Annotated in this window: 18 protein-coding genes, 1 pseudogene and 2 other annotated features; of the genes and pseudogenes, 8 read left to right on the top strand and 11 right to left on the bottom strand. The window is 37.2% G+C overall.

Annotated features, from left to right (window positions below; all coding sequences use genetic code 11):
* Positions 1–42: 42 nt before the first annotated feature.
* Complete coding sequence (gene rnhC / locus PLX19_RS00450) at positions 43–981, top strand: ribonuclease HIII (protein ID WP_272186990.1); 939 nt, start codon at positions 43–45, stop codon at positions 979–981.
* Between the two features lie 212 nt (positions 982–1,193).
* Here the strand turns inward: rnhC and PLX19_RS00445 are convergent, their stop codons facing one another.
* From PLX19_RS00445 to PLX19_RS00430, 4 genes are all read right to left on the bottom strand, one after another.
* Positions 1,194–1,664: a hypothetical protein gene (locus tag PLX19_RS00445; RefSeq protein WP_272186556.1), complete on the bottom strand. Its 471-nt coding sequence runs from the start codon at positions 1,662–1,664 to the stop codon at positions 1,194–1,196.
* A 121-nt stretch (positions 1,665–1,785) separates the two neighbouring features.
* Positions 1,786–3,177, bottom strand: coding sequence for an asparagine--tRNA ligase (asnS, locus tag PLX19_RS00440; protein ID WP_272186555.1), 1,392 nt, complete (start codon positions 3,175–3,177; stop codon positions 1,786–1,788).
* A 50-nt stretch (positions 3,178–3,227) separates the two neighbouring features.
* Positions 3,228–3,480 (bottom strand) — a binding site (T-box leader).
* Positions 3,481–3,543: 63 nt separating this feature from the next.
* Positions 3,544–4,911: a YcdB/YcdC domain-containing protein gene (locus PLX19_RS00435; protein WP_272186554.1), complete on the bottom strand. Its 1,368-nt coding sequence runs from the start codon at positions 4,909–4,911 to the stop codon at positions 3,544–3,546.
* A 93-nt stretch (positions 4,912–5,004) separates the two neighbouring features.
* On the bottom strand, positions 5,005–5,220 hold the full coding sequence (locus PLX19_RS00430) for a hypothetical protein (protein WP_272186553.1): 216 nt from the start codon (positions 5,218–5,220) through the stop codon (positions 5,005–5,007).
* A 280-nt stretch (positions 5,221–5,500) separates the two neighbouring features.
* Here PLX19_RS00430 and PLX19_RS00425 point away from each other — a divergent pair, with 280 nt between their 5' ends.
* Together PLX19_RS00425 and PLX19_RS00420 are read left to right on the top strand one after the other, a co-directional pair.
* The gene (locus PLX19_RS00425; protein ID WP_272186552.1) at positions 5,501–6,058 is read left to right on the top strand and encodes a hypothetical protein; all 558 of its coding nucleotides are present in this window, start codon (positions 5,501–5,503) and stop codon (positions 6,056–6,058) included.
* Between the two features lie 401 nt (positions 6,059–6,459).
* Entirely contained in the window at positions 6,460–7,173 is a 714-nt protein-coding gene (locus tag PLX19_RS00420; RefSeq protein WP_272186551.1) for a hypothetical protein, read from the top strand.
* 67 nt (positions 7,174–7,240) lie between these two features.
* Here PLX19_RS00420 and pheT read toward each other — a convergent pair whose 3' ends face one another.
* From pheT to PLX19_RS00405, 3 genes are all read right to left on the bottom strand, one after another.
* The gene (gene pheT / locus PLX19_RS00415; RefSeq protein WP_272186550.1) at positions 7,241–9,661 is read right to left on the bottom strand and encodes a phenylalanine--tRNA ligase subunit beta; all 2,421 of its coding nucleotides are present in this window, start codon (positions 9,659–9,661) and stop codon (positions 7,241–7,243) included.
* Positions 9,662–9,679: 18 nt separating this feature from the next.
* Positions 9,680–10,714 (bottom strand): phenylalanine--tRNA ligase subunit alpha, encoded by a 1,035-nt coding sequence (gene pheS, locus PLX19_RS00410; RefSeq protein ID WP_272186549.1) that lies wholly within the window; start codon positions 10,712–10,714, stop codon positions 9,680–9,682.
* Positions 10,715–10,759: 45 nt separating this feature from the next.
* Positions 10,760–10,988 (bottom strand) — a binding site (T-box leader).
* 32 nt (positions 10,989–11,020) lie between these two features.
* On the bottom strand, positions 11,021–11,818 hold the full coding sequence (locus PLX19_RS00405) for a TrmH family RNA methyltransferase (protein WP_272186989.1): 798 nt from the start codon (positions 11,816–11,818) through the stop codon (positions 11,021–11,023).
* 82 nt (positions 11,819–11,900) lie between these two features.
* Between PLX19_RS00405 and sspI the strand changes: the two genes are divergently transcribed.
* Positions 11,901–12,110 carry a small acid-soluble spore protein SspI gene (sspI, locus tag PLX19_RS00400; protein ID WP_272186548.1) on the top strand — a complete coding sequence of 70 codons (210 nt, stop codon included), beginning with the start codon at positions 11,901–11,903 and terminating at the stop codon, positions 12,108–12,110.
* A gap of 110 nt (positions 12,111–12,220) precedes the next feature.
* Here sspI and PLX19_RS00395 read toward each other — a convergent pair whose 3' ends face one another.
* Positions 12,221–12,463 (bottom strand): hypothetical protein, encoded by a 243-nt coding sequence (locus PLX19_RS00395; protein WP_272186547.1) that lies wholly within the window; start codon positions 12,461–12,463, stop codon positions 12,221–12,223.
* Positions 12,464–12,654: 191 nt separating this feature from the next.
* Between PLX19_RS00395 and PLX19_RS00390 the strand changes: the two genes are divergently transcribed.
* The 3 genes from PLX19_RS00390 to PLX19_RS00380 all read left to right on the top strand — a co-directional run bounded on the left by PLX19_RS00390 (position 12,655) and on the right by PLX19_RS00380 (position 14,795).
* Positions 12,655–13,227, top strand: a complete 573-nt coding sequence (locus PLX19_RS00390) for an HD domain-containing protein (RefSeq protein ID WP_272186988.1) — start codon at positions 12,655–12,657, stop codon at positions 13,225–13,227.
* Between the two features lie 150 nt (positions 13,228–13,377).
* Positions 13,378–14,094, top strand: coding sequence for a CPBP family intramembrane glutamic endopeptidase (locus tag PLX19_RS00385; protein ID WP_272186546.1), 717 nt, complete (start codon positions 13,378–13,380; stop codon positions 14,092–14,094).
* A 332-nt stretch (positions 14,095–14,426) separates the two neighbouring features.
* The gene (locus PLX19_RS00380) at positions 14,427–14,795 is read left to right on the top strand and encodes an ammonia permease (protein ID WP_272186545.1); all 369 of its coding nucleotides are present in this window, start codon (positions 14,427–14,429) and stop codon (positions 14,793–14,795) included.
* Positions 14,796–15,022: 227 nt separating this feature from the next.
* Here the strand turns inward: PLX19_RS00380 and PLX19_RS00375 are convergent, their stop codons facing one another.
* Positions 15,023–16,810, bottom strand: a complete 1,788-nt coding sequence (locus tag PLX19_RS00375) for a DHA2 family efflux MFS transporter permease subunit (RefSeq protein WP_272186544.1) — start codon at positions 16,808–16,810, stop codon at positions 15,023–15,025.
* A gap of 14 nt (positions 16,811–16,824) precedes the next feature.
* The gene (locus PLX19_RS00370) at positions 16,825–17,478 is read right to left on the bottom strand and encodes an HlyD family secretion protein (protein ID WP_272186543.1); all 654 of its coding nucleotides are present in this window, start codon (positions 17,476–17,478) and stop codon (positions 16,825–16,827) included.
* A 297-nt stretch (positions 17,479–17,775) separates the two neighbouring features.
* Between PLX19_RS00370 and PLX19_RS00365 the strand changes: the two genes are divergently transcribed.
* Entirely contained in the window at positions 17,776–18,396 is a 621-nt protein-coding gene (locus PLX19_RS00365; protein WP_272186542.1) for a TetR/AcrR family transcriptional regulator, read from the top strand.
* A gap of 38 nt (positions 18,397–18,434) precedes the next feature.
* Here PLX19_RS00365 and PLX19_RS00360 read toward each other — a convergent pair.
* Positions 18,435–18,937: pseudogene (locus tag PLX19_RS00360) on the bottom strand (peptidase M28); the annotation flags it as partial.

Genomic DNA, 18,937 nt, shown 5'->3' with positions numbered 1-18,937 from the left:
CGATATGATAAAAATATAAATAATGAAAAAGGAGCAACCATTTTGTCAAATTCTATTGTTATTCAAGTAAACTCTGCGGTTATAGAAGACATGAAATCAAAGTACGCACAAGCCGTGCAGCCAAAAGTACCTCAAGGCGGCGTCTTCATGGCAAAGGTTCCATCTTGCACAATTACAGCCTATAAATCAGGAAAAGTGATGTTTCAAGGTGGACGTGCAACAGAAGAAGCGAGCCAGTGGCAAGCAAATGCCGCGCCGCCAAAACCTTCTGTCAAGAAGAGTGTAGACAACCATGCCTATGCACCACCAGCTTCTATCGCTACCATGTCTATTCTCGGTTCAGACGAAGTTGGAACAGGAGACTATTTTGGACCGATGACAGTTGTTGCTGTATACGTAGATGCGACGCAAATTCCATTATTAAAAGAACTTGGCGTGAAAGACTCCAAAGGCTTAAATGATACCCAAATTTGTGAAATCGCAAAGCAACTACTAGCAGTTGTCCCTTACAGCTCTCTCGTTCTGCATAACGAAAAATATAACGAAATGTTTGAGAAAGGCTACAATCAAGGACACCTAAAAGCATTGCTTCATAATAAAGCTATCACAAACTTATTGGCTAAAATTGCACCGACGAAACCAGAAGGCATCTTAATTGATCAGTTCACACAACCGACTACATATTATAAATATTTAGCCAAACAAAAAAACGTTCAGCGCGAAAATGTCTATTTTGCTACAAAAGGCGAAAGTGTACATATCGCCGTTGCAGCAGCTTCTATTTTGGCTCGCTATTCATTCGTAAAACAGTTTGATGAACTAAGCAAAAAAGCAGGCATGCCGCTTCCAAAAGGCGCTGGGAAACAAGTCGATATTGCCGCAGCGAAATTGATTCAAAAGCTTGGGAAAGAAAGATTACCTGAGTTTGTGAAATTACATTTTGCAAATACAGAAAAGGCGTTTCGATTGTTGAAGAAATAGTTATTTTTCATTATGGACAGGATACGTATAGGCTAAACAAAGGGCTCATTCAATATATCGACCGTCCTTTAAAATATATCGGCGCTTCGAGACATTTTAAAGCCCTTCCAACGACATTCGACATGCGAGTAATCGAGCTACTCACCTGAATCATGCCGAAAAGTGAAATGAGCTGACTAAAAAATGGACTTTAGTCAGCTCATTTGTTTGTACTACTCTGTTTTAAACGTCTCTGTAACTTTTTTTGAGACTTCTTTTAAATCATAAAACTCAATACGATTCTTCTCTGGCTTATCTTTATGTCCAATCACAACGTCCCCATCATCTTCTATCCAAACAAAATAATTTTCAGTTGACCCGTTATCATAATAGATAGACATATTGTAGTGAACGGTAGATTTAGCCTCTTCATCTAATGACAATGTTTTCGGCTCATCTCCGTTCCCCTCCAATCCTACCTGCTCCATCGCAGATACAAGCTGTTTTATATCTTTCGCTTTTTTCAATACTTTCGTGCCTTTCGTTTTCGTAGATGTCAGCTGAATTTCCTTTATCCCTTTTCCTTGAAACGTAACAACCTCTGCCTCTTGTGATGTTGGAACTACTTGTTCTTGCTTTTCATTTCCACATGCACTTAAACCAATTAGCATGATTGCTAAGAAACACATCATTCTTTTTTTCACAAATTCAGCTCCTTTCCCTTCTACGTAATGTTTCTCCTTATTCCGTATCTCTCCCTGCTCAAAAAAAAATAAAAAGGCATATCAATCAGCTGAATTGCTGTTGATATACCTTTTTTCAATCTTAAAACTCCGCAGAACCTGGTGTTCTTGGGAATGGAATTACGTCACGAATGTTTGCCATACCAGTGATGTACATTAAGAAACGTTCGAAACCTAGACCAAATCCAGCATGTTTTGTACCGCCGTATTTTCTAAGCTCTAAGTACCACCAGTAGTCTTCTTCGTTCATGCCTAGTTCTTTAATTCTATCTACTAAAACATCCATTCTTTCTTCACGTTGACTTCCGCCGATTAATTCGCCGATGCCAGGAACAAGTAAGTCTGTTGCAGCTACTGTTTTTCCGTCATCATTTAAGCGCATGTAGAATGCTTTAATTTCTTTTGGATAGTCTGTTACGAATACAGGACGTTTGAATATTTCTTCTGATAAATATCTTTCGTGCTCTGTTTGTAAATCAATCCCCCATTCTACTGGGTATTTGAAGTCAGCACCTGATTTTTGAAGCACTTCAATTGCTTCTGTGTATGTGATACGTCCGAAATCAGAGTTGATTACGTTATTCATGCGCTCAAGAACTGTTTTATCAACGAAGCTGTTGAAGAACTCCATTTCTTCTGGTGCATGCTCTAATACGTATTTCATTGCATATTTCAGCATATCTTCAGTCAACTGCATTACATCTTCTAATTCAGCAAATGCAATCTCAGGCTCAAGCATCCAGAACTCAGCAGCGTGGCGAGTTGTGTTAGAATTTTCAGCACGGAATGTTGGACCAAATGTGTATACATCGCGGAATGCTAATGCATATGCTTCAGCATTCAATTGTCCACTTACTGTTAAGTTTGTTTCTCTGCCGAAGAAGTCTTTTGAATCGTCTACTTGTCCATCTTCACCTTTTGGCACGTTGTTCATGTCATGCGTTGTTACGCGGAACATTTCGCCTGCACCTTCCGTATCACTTCCTGTAATAATTGGTGTATGAACGTGTACAAAATTGCGCTCTTGGAAGAACTTATGAAGCGCATAAGCTGCAACAGAACGTACGCGGAACGTTGCTGAGAATGCATTCGTTCTTGGGCGTAAATGAGCGATTGTACGTAAATATTCAAACGTATGACGTTTCTTTTGTAACGGATAATCAGAATCTGATAATCCTTCAATTTCGATTTTATCCGCTTTAATTTCAAACGGCTGCTTTGCAGTTGGTGTTGCGATTAATGTGCCCTCTACTTTAATAGAAGAGCTCAATGGAAGTTTCGTAATTTCAGTAAAGTTATCTAATTCTGTATCGAAAACGATTTGAACGCCTTTAAAGAAGCTACCATCGTTTAATTCGATAAAACCAAATACTTTTGAATCACGTAAGTTACGGATCCAACCTGATACTTGTACTTTTTGGTCTACATATTTATCAGTTTCTCTATATAGACTTTTTACTAATGTGTTTTCCATAGTAAAATTCTCCTTTACTTATATTTAAATACAAAAAAACCTTCCATCCATAAAGGGACGAAAGGTTAAACTTCGCGGTACCACCCAATTTGTCATAAAGACCAACTCTAACTCGTATGTATATACATACTTCCCGGTTTGTAACAGGCCGGATTCCCGTCTAAGTCTACTCTTGAATACACAATTCAATTTCGGTTAGCAACTCCAAGGTGTTCTTCACATATACCGCCTCATCAGGCTCGCACCGTCCCTGACTCGCTTTGGATTATAGTATATACTACTTTTCCTTATCATCGTCTTTTCTTTTGTTAAACTAAAATTAATGTACTACATTCCTTTGAAAGATGCAAGCTGTCTTTAAAAGACTTACACTTTCAAAGAAAATGCCGTCCCCGTATGCGCTTCAATCATCCGAACATGTCCATCTGTTTTTGAGAACGACGGTGCGTAGCAAAGCTCGTAATGTAATGGATTTTGCTCTTTCATCCACACAAGTTCCATCTCCAAATCACGAACGTAAATAGATTTTGCTTCTTTTTCAGAAATTGTCGGCTCATCGTTTAGGTCATCTAGTTCTTTATCAAAGCCATCCAATACTTGAAACTCTAAAATCTTCCCAGATTGCTGACCGACTTGAATCACCATATTATATGTATCTACTCTTTTCCCGCTGTACAGCGGATGGAACCAAAATCCGTATTGCGACTCACAATTTTCATCTTCCCATACACAATGATGCGGCGGATGGCTTCTCTCTATTAAGAATAGTTCGTCAGCTTTAGGATAACACGCAAATAAAAATTGAAGTGCACGTTCTCTTGCTTCCTCTTCTGTTATGACTTCTTTCTTCCCATCTTTTCGTTCGTTATTGATTACACTTATACACTGAAATGTTTCTTGTTGAAAACGTACTTGGATGGTATGAAACGGCGTTCCTTCTTCCACTTCTATATCATTAACATTCTCTTGCTTCGTCCAAAGTTCCGTTACTGTATCCTCTCTATAGTTCGTATAAATCTTTACATATGTATCATCTAACCCAATTAATTTTAAAATCTCTCCATTTGGTACAGTGCGGTTCTCTAAGTTATAAAACTGCTGAATGAACCCACTATTATTCTCATATGTATGTAGGTCTCCGTTTGTTCCTATACCCATAACGTGATCTTTTGGTGCATAAACGAGATGATATGCATCATCTCTATTTGCAAACAATAATTCAAATTGAAGCGCTTCAATGTATTTTTCTTTCGCTTCTTCTTTTGTAATAAGCTCTTTCGGATACCGCACTTCACACACTTCTCCTTCAAAAAGGAAATATTGGAAGCGTCCATCCTTTGCAATCTCAAGCATAACACTAGAATGCGGAAAGGATAAACCGTAGCGTTCATCTCGCAATTCATAGGAAAGTTGGAACACGTTATCCATTTCTATCGATTTTATCAAATAGATAAATTTAACGATATTATGAGCAAATACTTGTAAAAAGGATTGTGCAATCTCATAAACCTCATCATGGGATAATGGTACGCATTGTACGTTCTCTAAATCTCTGCACGTTTGAAAATGCTTTAATCTACCTTCTCCATCCATTTCATAACATGCTACTAATTCTCCTGTTCGCTGCTCAAACACATTAAACTCATTCTCACCTTCTTCTGAGGTGACCGCAAATAATTGTATGTTCTCATTAATTTTTAAAAATAATTTTATTTGTTCAACTATATTCGTCATTTGAAATCCCCACACACCCTTTCTCTTATAACTATTATAAAGTGAAACTTCCATCAGTGGAGAGTTTTTTCATCTCCCACTGATGGAAAGCCCTCACCATCTGTTAAAGTACTCTTCATTTTTCAGCGTATGTATTTTCTCATAAGCCACTGTGATTGCTTCGTGCATCGCATCAGCTACATCTTCATCTTTCTGCAACAATCTACTTGCAACTTTGTACAGCACATCTTCATAGCGCTGCGCAAGAGAAACAAAAGCTTCTTCCATCTCCCTTTTTTCCTTTTTCACTAAGGCTTCCAGCTTCCCCATTATAGAACCCCCTTGCTAACTTATTTCAATATACTCTTCTTTACATTCTATTAGATAGCAAAAATTAGCATTTGGTTGCATTCATTTTTCTTTTTTATAAAAAAGAGGCCTATCACTCTGATCATGAGTGACAAACCTCTCTTTCGTACTTAAAACTATTCTTAACTTCACATCCACATGACAATCACTCATTTTTTTCAATCCATTATTAAAAACAAACATCTACAATTCAGAAAACATATTCTACACTATACACCAACAAAAAAGTGAGGAAACATACATGTATCGCTATCATAAAAAAGAATCTGATACAAACACGCCCTTTTTTCCTTGTATCGGTTCATCAAAACTTTCTAGGATGCAAACAACAGCTTTATCAAAAAACACTAAAATTCAAAAACCAATACAATCACCCGAACCCCAAATTATGTGTTGCAGACAAATTGTCGAACATAAAATTCAGTTAGTTCCCCCTGCGAAACAAGGAACCATAACAGTAGATAAACAAATACTTGCTAATATTGAAAAGGTTTGTTCCGAAGTTGTTGTCATCATTGGCTTTATCCGTAAAACGATTACTTATACAGCTGTCATTCATAACGAAGAAGTCCCGAATTATAGTATTCAAGATGATGTTCCCTTCCAATGTCTTATAGAATCTACAGCTATTAAAGAAAACAACCAATTTGACATCACCGAACAGAAAATACTCAGTGAGGTTTTCTCCCAAGAAGTTAATTTAGGACAATCAAATAATCCTGAATTGTATATGCACACCCTTGCTTTCAATTTAATAGAGAAAGATATTATAAAAATTTCCGTACAAATGATTACCTAGCAAACCTATAAATACAAATTAAAAGTTGACATAAAAACCCTCTTTTTTTAGGCAGGCGAGAGCATCTGGCCATGCATAGAGGTGGTTAGATCCTTTTCCTGCCACATGCAAAGTTTAAAAAATAAGGAGAAAGTAAGTAGTAGTCATGTTGTGCTCCGCGTCAAAAATTTAAAATATATAGCTCACGTTAGCCTCTAAATTCCAAGTTATAAATTTCTCAGCATGAAACTCCTTATGGATTAAATGAAAAAACATAAAATGGGAACCTTGTCTAAGATACATTCCTATACAAAATTCGTATATATTTCATAATCTATACTAGAGAAGGTGGTCCCCTGTTCAAGTAGCTATTTTATAATAGATGAACAGAGTATATCCTAAAAAACAAGGAGGAATATGTAATGGTTTGTCCCTTCGCTAACCCAACAACTTGTTGCCAAGTTTTCGTCGAACACACTACACAACTTGTCCCCCCAGCACTTAAAAATACCGTTACTTTTACGAGAACAGTTGAAGCGCATGTTGAAAAGGTACTCCCGGAAAGGCTTGTTATTTCCGGAGCCATTCATACAACTCTCACCTATACAGCTGTTTTAGATAACGGCACTCTAGTTCCCCATTTTCAAATTGTAGACGATATGCCATTTCAATGTGTCATTGACCGCGAAGATGCAAATGAAGGTGATATTTTTGAAGTGACTGGCGTGGCTATTTTTAGCGAAGTTTCTGCTCAAGAACAAAACTTTGGTGTTATAAATGAACAGCGGGTTGCGTTTACATTCAAAGAAAAAGAAATCATCAAAGTTTGTGTGAAAAGACTAACAATTACTAGTATAGAAGTAGATCTTGAATTCAGTTTTCCAAGTGAAGATGATAGAGCACCTGTACCAGATCGGTTATTAGTCAATGGTACCGGATTTGCAGGCATCCCAGTTTTTCTCACGGTATCTGGTTCAGCAAATGTTTCTCCAACCATTGTTTTTACAGATGCAGACGGGTTTTTTAACACTACTGTCACTGCTTTTGGACCTGGGGATATAACTCTTACAGCTTCAGGCACTGTAAATGGCGTTCCTTTTTCCAAAAATGCAACCGCCCCTTCACCGTATGCATAATCAAGTTTTCAGCGGAATTTCAACTATAAAACGCAACAAAAAAAGCAGCCGCAAGGCTGCTTTTTTATTATTTACGTAACTCCGCACCAAATTTCTCTTCTACCGCTGCTAATACACGGCTATGTGCTTCTGTTACTTCTTCATCTGTCAATGTACGTTCTGGGTCGAAGTAATTCATAGAGAATGCAAGTGATTTTTTGCCTTCTTCCATTTTTTCGCCTTCGTATAAGTCGAATAATGTTACTTCTTTTAGAAGTTCTCCGCCTGCTTTAGCAATTACTTGCTTCATTTCGCCTGCTTTTACTTCTTTTGCTACAACAACAGCCATATCACGCGTCATAGATGGGAAGCGCGGAATTGTTGTGTAGTATATTTCTTCTGCATCTGCTGCGAATACTTTCGCAAGAGATAATTCGAATACATACGTTTCTTTTACATCTAATTGTTTTTGTGCTTCTGGGTGTATTTGACCGATGAACCCAATGACTTCGCCGTCGAGTACAATGTCAGCCGTACGGCCTGGGTGCATACCTTCACGTTTTGTTGGTACATACGTGATATTCTTCGCAACGCCAAGTACGTCAAATAATCCTTCTAATACACCTTTCATCACGAAGAAGTCAACAACCTTCTTCTCACCTTGCCATTGATGATGAAGAGCAAGCCCTGTCATTACACCCGCAAGATGTTGTTCTTCTTTTGGAAGTTCGCCTTCAACTGTTGGTAAGAATACAGATCCTACTTCGTATAACGCAACGTTATCTACTTTACGAGCGTTGTTATATGTTACCGCTTCTAATAATTGTGGTACTAAACTTAAACGAAGCTGGCTACGCTCTTCACTCATTGGAAGTGCAAGGTTCACAGGTGTTTTTTCGTTTGACTCCACCATATATTGTTTTGCTTTTTCAGCACTAGTTAATGAATACGTAATTGCTTCATATAAACCAGCGCCTTCTAAATAACGTCGTACTTTACGACGCTTTGTTTGCGCTGCTGTTAATTTACCACGTGTAATTGTACCAGTTGGTAATGTTGAAGGAATATGGTCGTATCCGTATAAACGACCTACCTCTTCTACTAAATCCTCTGGAATTGTAATATCAGGACGACGTGCTGGTACACTCACATGGAATGTTCCTTCTACTTCTGTGAACGGAAACTTTAAATTTGTGAAAATTGTATTCACTTGACCAGCGGAGATCTCTGTACCTAATACACGGTTAATTTTTTCAACTGTAACAGATACTGTGCGCTCTTCTACTTGTAAGTGATCAACTTCTACAACGCCTTCTAACGCTTCGCCGCCAGCATATTTTGCCATTAACGCTGCTGCATGTTGAATCGCTTCGAATGTACGTGTTGGATCGATTCCTTTTTCAAAACGAGCACTTGATTCGCTACGAAGACCTAAGTCTTTTGATGTGCGGCGCACTGTTTGACCTGCGAAATATGCAGACTCAATTAATACGTTTACTGTATCGTTATCTACTTCAGAGTTTGCTCCGCCCATTACACCGGCAACCGCTAATGGTTTTGTACCGTTTGTGATCACAAGGTGATGCGCTTGCAATGTACGCTCTTGATCGTCTAATGTTGTCATTTTCTCGCCTTCCTGTGCAAGACGAACAACGATTTCTTTTGAACCTAATTTATCATAGTCAAATGCATGTAACGGTTGACCGTATTCAATTAAAATATAGTTTGTAATATCAACTACGTTGCTAATTGGACGTATGCCCGCTGCCATTAGGCGCGTTTGCATCCAGATTGGTGATGGACCAACCTTTACGTCTTTCACCATTTTCGCAATGTATAATGGATTTTGTTCTGTTGCTTCTACACTTACAGAAATATAATCAGAAGTTTTTTCTGCAACTTCTTGTAAGTCTGCTGCTGGAAGTTTCACTTCACGGCCGTAAATTGCTGCTACTTCATATGCAACACCTAACATGTTTAAGCAATCCGCACGGTTTGGCGTTAAACCAAGTTCAAGTACTTCATCATGTAAGTTTAAGATTTCAAGTGCATCTGCACCAACTTCTACATCACTTGAGAAAATGAAAATACCTTCTGCATAGTCTTTTGATACTAATTTTGCATCAATGCCAAGCTCTTGTAAGGAACAAACCATACCGTGAGAAGCTTCGCCGCGTAGTTTCGCTTTTTTAATTTTGAAGTTACCAGGAAGAACAGCACCAACTTTTGCAACTGGTACTTTTAAACCTTTTGCAATGTTAGGAGCACCGCAAATGATTTGAACTGGCTCTTCTTCGCCGATGTCAATTAAACATTTGCTTAACTTATCAGCTTCCGGGTGTTTTTCACACTCTAATACATGACCAACTACAACACCTTTTACGCCTTTATTTAATACTTCAACGCCTTCTACTTCAATACCGCTTTTCGTAATTTTATCAGCTAATTCTTGTGCTGTTACGTCTTTAATATCTACATACTCTTGTAACCAACGATATGATACGAACATTCTTTCTCTCTCCTTCCCTTACGCTCGTTTGAATTGTTGTAAGAAACGTACATCGTTTGTATAGAAATGACGAATGTCATCAATGCCGTACTTTAACATCGCAATACGCTCTGCACCCATACCGAATGCGAAGCCTTGATATTCTTTTGAATCATAGCCAGCCATTTCAAGAACGTTTGGATGAACCATACCTGCACCTAAAATTTCGATCCAACCAGTTCCCTTACAAGTGCCGCAACCTTTGCCATGACACATCATACAAGAAATATCCATCTCAACAGATGGCTCTGTGAATGGGAAGAAACTTGGACGAAGGCGAATTTCACGATCTTCACCGAACATCTTCTTCGCGAATGCTTGTAATGTTCCTTTTAAGTCACTCATACGAATGTTTTTATCGATTACAAGACCTTCAATTTGCATGAACTGGTGAGAGTGCGTCGCATCATCATCATCGCGGCGATATACTTTACCAGGACAAATAATTTTGATTGGACCTTTTTCTGTATTCTTCTCCATCGTTCTCGCTTGTACAGAAGATGTATGTGTACGAAGTAACATTTCTTCTGTAATGTAGAAAGAATCTTGCATATCGCGTGCTGGGTGATCTTTCGGTAAGTTTAACGCTTCGAAGTTGTAGTAGTCCTTTTCTACTTCAGGGCCTTCAGCAACTTCATATCCCATACCGATAAATAAATCTTCAATTTGCTCTACAACTGCTGTTAACGGATGGTGGCAACCTGTATTTACAGGACGTCCTGGTAATGTTACATCAATTGTTTCAGATGCTAATTTTGCTTCAATTACTGCTTTTTCTAAATGATTAACTTTTTCTTCTAAACGCGTTTGAATTGCTTCGCGCACTTCATTTACTAAAGCTCCCATACGCGGGCGCTCTTCTGGAGATAATTTCCCCATGCCGCGCAGTACTTCTGTAATTGGGCCTTTTTTTCCTAAATACGCAACGCGTACATCGTTTAAGCCCTTTAGCTCTTTCGCTTTTTCAATAAGCTCTAACGCTTCTTGCTTTAGCTCTTTTAAACGTGCTTCCATTTGGAACCCTCCTAATTTTAAAAATAAAAAAAACCTCGCTCCCTAAAAAGGGACGAGGTAAATTCGCGGTACCACCCTAAATTGACAGAACGAGTCTGCCCACTTAATTCGTTATAACGGTTTGTTAAACCGGAACGCCTTTACATAACAATGGTCCTGGCGTCAACTCCAGAGGTGAATTCACTTCCGTCTACCATAAGAATGCTTTCAGTCTATGACATTCTCTCCCTAAATGGCGATTTTGCAAGCTACTCTTCTCTATCATCGTTTTTTAATATTTCACTTCCACCTATTATAAGAAGTTTTTTAGCGATTCGCAACCGGAGTTTGTAAATAATACGTTAAAATACCTGCTGCAACCGCAACATTTAATGATTCTGCTCCTCCGTAAATCGGAATGTATAAGTTTTGATTACATTTCGCAAGAAGCTCTTGGCGAACGCCGTTTCCTTCGTTACCTACAATTAATGCAAAGCTTCCTGACGGCGCTACTTCACTGTATGGAACCCCGTTTTCAAGAGCTGTTCCGTATACAGGAACGTTCTTTTCAGTTAACTTGTCTACCCATTCTTCTAAGTTTCCTTTTACAATTGGTAAATGGAATACAGATCCTTGCGTAGAACGTAATACTTTACTGTTATATACATCGACGCACCCTTCTCCAAGAATAACAGCGTCAAGTCCAGCGGCATCTGCGGTACGAATAATTGTCCCTAAATTCCCTGGGTCTTGCAAGCCGTCTAATAGTAGAAACTTCCCATTTGTAAGAGCGATTTCTTTTTCATGTTTCTCACAAACAGCAAATACTCCTTGCGTCGTTTCTGTTTCACATAACATTTTCACAACCGCTTCAGACACGATATACATTTCTACCTCAGCAACCGTCCAATCTTTCGGAAGGTCTGTCTGGTCTGAGACGATTAGCTCTGTTGCAACACCTGCTTTTAAAGCTTCCTCTACTAAATGGAATCCCTCTACAAAAAATAATCCTTTTTTATCGCGCTCTTTTTTCGTTTGCAGCTTCTTCCACTGCTTTACGCGTGGATTTTGTACTGAATCAATGTTTTTCATAATATGTATTTCCCTCTCTTCTTGTCTTCTCATTATAGCCCATTTTTCATACATATTTACATAAAAAAGAACAAAAACTAACGTCAGTTTCCATTCCTAAAAAGAGGTGAGCATGATGAACTTTAATTTACGCGGTGCTGTATTAGCCAACGTATCAGGAAATACACAAGACCAATTACAAGAAACAATTGTCGATGCGATTCAAAGTGGAGAAGAAAAAATGCTTCCAGGCCTTGGCGTGTTATTCGAAGTCATTTGGAAAACTGCTGATGAACAAGAAAAACATGAAATGTTAGCGACGCTAGAGCAAGGGTTAAAACGATAGGGAATTTCCTTAGAGACGGGGCAATACATACTGCCTCGTCTCTAATGCTATTCACCAAAAAAGCCTTCTGGAGAAAAATGGAAGGTTTTTCAAAATAATTATACACCTATTCACTTTTGAACATTCGGGATATTCGGAATCAAATTATTAACAGCTTGCACAAGGTTGTTTGCAATAGCTTGCTGTTCAGCAGTTAATGTTCCGCCACCAGTGAATACTGTAAGACAGATTGGGCAAGCTTCAATATGAATACCCAATAGATTAATAGCAAGTCCACCAGGAATATCTACAGTGAGAATAGGTGTTGAACCCGCAGGAGGCGTACATGTAGTACAGTTAGTTAGAAGGGCCATACATTTAACTCCTTTCTTTATAGAGTTACTATATTTATATGATAGAGTAACTCTCTTTGAAATAGACAATTGAACAACCTTTCATAAATTTCTTTACTAACACAATATGATAGAGTAAAATATTCAAAATATCTTTATAGCTATTATTTTTTCTACCATATACAGCAATGAATAAAAGGAGTGGATACTTTATGCGCCGTGTTACACTTGAACAAATTTTCAAACATCATATTACACAAAAGTATGTAAACCGTGCTGGAATGGTTCACGCGATTGCCGTCGCTTACCATGCGTTTCACTTAGCCAAAAAGCATCACGCCTCAGTCGATGCGGCAACAAAGGCTGGTTTTCTTCATGATATAGGACACCACACATGGTATCAAAACGGACAATGGGACTATGAATTGTACAAGAAAAATGATATACATGCGATTAAAGGAGCGGAAAGAGCTCATAAATTGCTAATTCGATTAGGAGAACACCCAAAACAAGCAAAGGAAATTTCCGTTGCCATTCTCCTGCACACTGATTCTTTTCTACTAGAACAAACTCTTGAGAGAACACCTCTCCAAAATATTATTAAATGGGCAGATGAAGCCGATGAAGAACCGGGCGGGGCACATCACTATCGAACAATTTCTTATGAAAAAGCATTGCAAGCAATCCAGCGATTAGATGAGATGGTAGATCGTGAATTACAAGTTCAACAATCAGTGTCCCATGCTCATATTTCTACCAATAAAAAAGCAGAGCAAATCTGTTAATCAATAACTATACACAGATCACCTTAGTAAAGGCTAAGGTGATTTTTACTTTGATTGCGAAATTTCGAACTATTATGTAACATTATCTCCTGGAACATTTTATCCAAATATGTATAATTTTATATATAAACAATAGAAAGGATTCGATATATGCAGCATTCTGTACAACTCACATACGATCAAAAACATTCTTTATCATGGGGAAAATTTATTGGTTCTGTTTTATTTGCTTTTTTGGGGACGAATATCATAAGCGGCTTATTTATAGCTCTTCCGTTTATGATTTACAGCGAAAGTATTTCGAACAAAAAAACGAGTGCCCTTTATAGCTCACTTGGAACAACCGGAAGTGCTTTATTACAACTGCTCATTTTATTATTGTTTATTTTTAAATACGAACCCTTAAAAAAACTATTATTACCTGTTTTCAATTTTCAAGCGCTCCAAAAAGTTTGTACATATGTATACTTATTTCTTTTCTTCGCGCTTAGCATTGCTATAAATGTATTTGTAATTTCTAAGATATTTCCCCATGCAACGCAAGAACAAGATTTAGCTTTAAACTTAGAAACTTTAAATCAATATAAAATTCTACTAATTTTAGGAAGTGCGATTTTCGTCCCTATTTTTGAAGAACTTATTTTCCGCGGAATCATTCTTCAATTTTTCCAGCAACGTTTTCCATTTTGGATAGCCGCACTTAGCTCAAGCTTCATCTTCGGAATTGCCCATACATATTCTCTAGGTGTTATGGTTAGTGCTTTTATGATGGGCATGTTTATGGCTGTATTATATAAAAAAACGAACTCTATTATTCCTGCTATGTTATTTCATATGATGAATAATACGCTCGCGTTTTTATCATAAACAAGGGAGTAGGGAGTATATACCGAGTACACTAAATCAACTAACTATTATTAAAAAGGAGTATAACTTTGCAAACACATATACATATAGAACAACAAACGAATTCTATTATTCCAGCTACCCTACTTCACATCACAATTAATACATGTTCCTTCTTGTACTGAATAAAACGCCATTATGATTGCATAATGGCGTTTTAACTTTTAGAACATGTTCTAGTTGAAAACCTCTATAAATGGATTTTTTTACACAAAACATATCCACAATAAGATATTTGGTGTAAAATGTAACTATTATTATAAAAAAACACTAAATATAGGAGATATGTTTATATGGAAAATGCGGGAGTCTTTCTTTGGATTTTATTCATGCCAGTCCTAGTATTATCGGGAATTATTGGAGGCATATTTTTAATAACCGCAGGAGTGAAGCATCGCAAAGTAATTGTTATTATCGCAGGACTGGTTTGTTTCTCACTTGTAACTACACCTTTTATTCTCTGGGGAATAGGGATTGATATGGAACGACTTATTCCTATCCCAACTACTATGTACTGGAGCATCTTTCCTTTAGCTGGCGCGTTAGCTAGCATAAGTGGCATACGCAATAAAATTATGAGTATCCTTCTTATGGGGATTATCATGATTTCTGTTGGTGTCCTTGGGGTAACTTTCTACCAAATCATGTCTAATCCTCATTAAGCTGAATCTCAAATAAGAAAAAAGTCATGTATGCCATCTTATCATACGTGACTTTTTATTTTGCATTAGCCTTAATTCATCTTTTTTCTTCTAAATATTTCATAAAAACAAATGCCAAATACTATGAAATAAATAATTCCCGTTAACAGCTTTCCGAGAAGCGAACCAATAATAATCCCTATGATTAAACCTCTAATTTGATATCAAAACATAAAAAAACAGAGAAATCAATTCTCTGCTTTTCGATTTGGCTTATTGCCTGATGGTAAGAAGAATGATAATACCCAGGCAATGCCCGCTAATATTGTTGCAATTAAGAAAGCATCATTAATACCGTTAATCGCAGACAGTTTCGAAATTTGTCCGAATAATAATTGCGAGCTCATCACATCTCCAGCTTGTGCTGATCCGGCAATCGCTGCTAAGTTTTGCCCCATTCCATGTACTTTATCAACTAAAATTGGGTTTGTTTTTGTTAGCATATTTCCGTAATCTGCTACGTGTGCTGTTGTTTGCTGCGTCATAATTGTAATTAAGATCGCTGTACCAATTGAACCTGCTACTTGTCTTGATGTATTTTGCGTTGCTGTACCGTGAGAAATTAATTTCATCGGCAATGCGTTCATACCCGCTGTCATAATTGGCATCATAATGAATGCCATACCAAATGAACGTATAATATAATCCGTCATAATGACGCTATATGGTGTATCCATTGTTAACTTAGTAAATTCATATGTTGCAAATGTCGTAATAGCTAATCCAAATATCGCTAATGGACGAATACCATGTTTATCAAATAGCTTACCTGCAATTGGTCCCATGATCCCCATAATTAATGATCCTGGAAGAAGCAACAAACCAGATTCAATTGGCGTAAAGCCGCGAATATTTTGCAGATAGACAGGAAGTAATAACATACCTCCAAAGAGTGCCATCGTTACAATTGCGTTAATTAATAATGTGAAAGTAAACGTTGGATATTTAAATACTTGTAAATCAAGCATCTTATTATCCGTCGTCATCTCTCTCCAAATAAATAACGCTATACCAATTACACCAATAATAAGTGAAATCACAACTTCTGCACTGCTCCAGCCCTTATTTCCCGCTTCACTAAATCCATACAGTAAGCTACCAAGCCCAATACTTGAACTAATAACGCCAAATATATCTAAATTTGTGTTAGAAACTGGCTGAGCAAGTGTAAAGAATTTTACAGATAGCAATGTGACAAATAAACCAATGAAAAACATCGCATAGAAAATTAAGTTCCAATTGTAATTTTGAATAACCCAACCTGTTATAGTTGGTCCAATAGCTGGCGCTAAAATCATTGCTACCCCAAGTAACCCCATCGCGGCTCCGCGCTTATGAGGCGGGAATAAAGTCATGAAAATATTCATACCAACTGGCATTAGAATCCCTGCACCAACTGCTTGAGTCACTCGTCCTGTCATCATCATCGTGAAGCTTCCAGATACAGCACAAATAATAGAACCTACTGTGAAGAACAACATCGCTGCTACAAATAGTTTACGATACGTAAACCGAGAAACTAAAAACGCACTAATTGGCACTAAAATGCCATTTACAAGCATAAATCCTGTTGTTAACCATTGTGCCGTTGAAGTAGATACGTTAAATTCATTCATTAATGCCGGCAAAGCAACATTAATGACTGTTTGGTTTAAAATCGACACGAACATACCGAGAATTAATACTGCTACAACTGCCTTTACATTTACATTTTCTACTGGCAATTGCTTTTTTGATTCTTTTTTTTGTTCTTCTTTTGTAATTTTCGGTATTTCTTGTTCTGCTACTTCTTTTTTTGGTGTTTCTAATTCCACGACATTTGAAGCTTCTTGCCTTGGTTGCTTTGCTTCTATCTTACTTACGGCTGGGACTTGTTCTTCTCCCACGTTCGTTTTTTTCTTTCTTAAAAGACGATTTACAAGGAAGAAGACGATAATACAAAATAATGCATATCCTACAATTAAACCTGAGGACATTTTATCTTCCCCCCTTACTTATGAATACGAACTGTCACATTCATTCCAGGAACAATATTTACTGATTTGCTATGATCTAAAGAAACTTTAACTGGTACAACTTGTGTTACTTTTGTATAGTTTGCTGTTGCATTGCTTGATGGTAGCATAGAGAACGTGTTTGCTGTTGTTAAACCAACTTGTTCTACTTTGCCTGTTAACGTTGTATCAGGATATGCATCTACATACACGTCTACTTCTTGACTTTTGTGTACACTATCAATATCTGTTTCTTCAATATTTGCTGTTACCCATAAATCATTCATATCATATGCATACGCAATTGGACTACCTGCTCCAACAAAAGCATTTGTTGTTGCATTTGATTGAACAACTGTTGCACTTTTCGGAATTGTTACATCCACCGTTTGCTCACCATTTGGTCCTACTGTAGAAACAGTACCTAATTTATCGTTTTCATTGTAATTCTTACCTGCTTCAGCTTTCCATTCAGTTAACTTCCCTGCTACTGGTGATGCGATTGGAATTATTTTCCCATCGATTTTTGCATTATCCGTTTTTAAATAATTTTGAGATTGATTGTAGTAGTAATAACCGCCAATTCCGCCGCCAACTAATACAATCAATGTGATAATATTGATAATTATCATTCTTCGAAACTGATTCATTGCTTTCCTCTCCTTATATCGCATATAATTTTTTTCTAAACTATTAATACCCCTTTTTGTTTATACTCTTTAATTGTTAATTATATTAACAATTAACCAAAAAAATCACACCTTTTGCATGACAAAACAGTTTTTCGTCTGCATGCAAGTGGTGCTGTTTTCTAAAGGAATATCGTTTATAATTATAAATAATTATTTTGAATCTACAACCGACAATTTGATTATGTATGTTGTTTAACCAACACTTTACTAAACATATGTTGGTTAAGTGAATAAAATTCAGCAAGGAGAACGAAAATGTCTATTAAAAACTCAAACGATCCACGCGTAAAACGAACGAGACAAGCAATACGTGATGCCCTTATATCTTTAATACATGAAAAAAGTTTCAATAGCATTACCGTTCAGGATATTGCTGAAAAGGCAACTGTTAACCGTGCAACCTTTTATAGTCATTATTATGACAAATATGATCTACTAGACAAAAGCATTGAAGAAAAGTTAACAACATTATCAGACATTCTCAAGCCGAAAAAATTAGATAAGAGTGAGTTTAAACTTACCCTTGATACTCCTCATCCTGTCTTTCTATCTTTGTTTAGTCATATTGCTGAGAATGCTTTCTTTTATCAAGTGATGCTTGGGGAAAATGGAATTCCGAAGTTTTCCTCTCGAATGATGAAAGCAATTCAAACGAACTTACTTCTTAGCCTTTCGGTTTCACAACCTAATGATGATAAATTAGTTGTACCACGTGATATCCTCATTAGTTATGTATCAGGTGCACATTTAGGAATGATCATTTCATGGCTTAAACAAAATATGCCATATACACCTCATTATATGGCCTTACAGCTAGCTCGTTTAATCATTTTAGGTCCCTATACAGCAGCTGGATTAGAGGAGCCACTTAAATAAAAAAGAGCGAAAGGCATATCCTCTCGCTCTTTTTTCTATTAATCAAATGTAATGTTATGTACAGCCTCATTATCAAGACGTTTCACAACTTCTCCAATTAACTTCACTGTGTTTTCATAGTCGTCACGATGCAACATTGCCGCATGAGAATGAATATAGCGAGTTGCAATTGTAATTGCCATCGCTGGAATACCGTCCACGGAAATATGAATTGCTCCTGCATCTGTTCCGCCGCCAGGAAGTGCATCGTATTGATACGGAATATTTAATTCATCTGCTACGTTAACAACGAAGTCACGAAGACCTTTATGTCCAACGATAGATGCATCATATAAAATAATTTGCGGGCCATCACCCATTTTTCCTTGCGCTTCTTTTTCGCTTACTCCTGGTGTATCACCAGCGATTCCAACATCTACTGCAAATGCGATATCAGGTTGAATATAATGTGCAGATGTTTTCGCTCCGCGAAGACCTACCTCTTCTTGTACAGTTCCAACACCGTATACAATGTTTGGATGTTTTTCATCTTTTAATTGTT

Source organism: Bacillus sp. BP-3 (assembly GCF_028401955.1).
Taxonomy (GTDB): Bacteria; Bacillota; Bacilli; order Bacillales; family Bacillaceae_G; genus Bacillus_A.
Note: the sequence above shows the minus strand (reverse complement) of the source record. Positions and strands in the feature narration are given on the sequence as shown.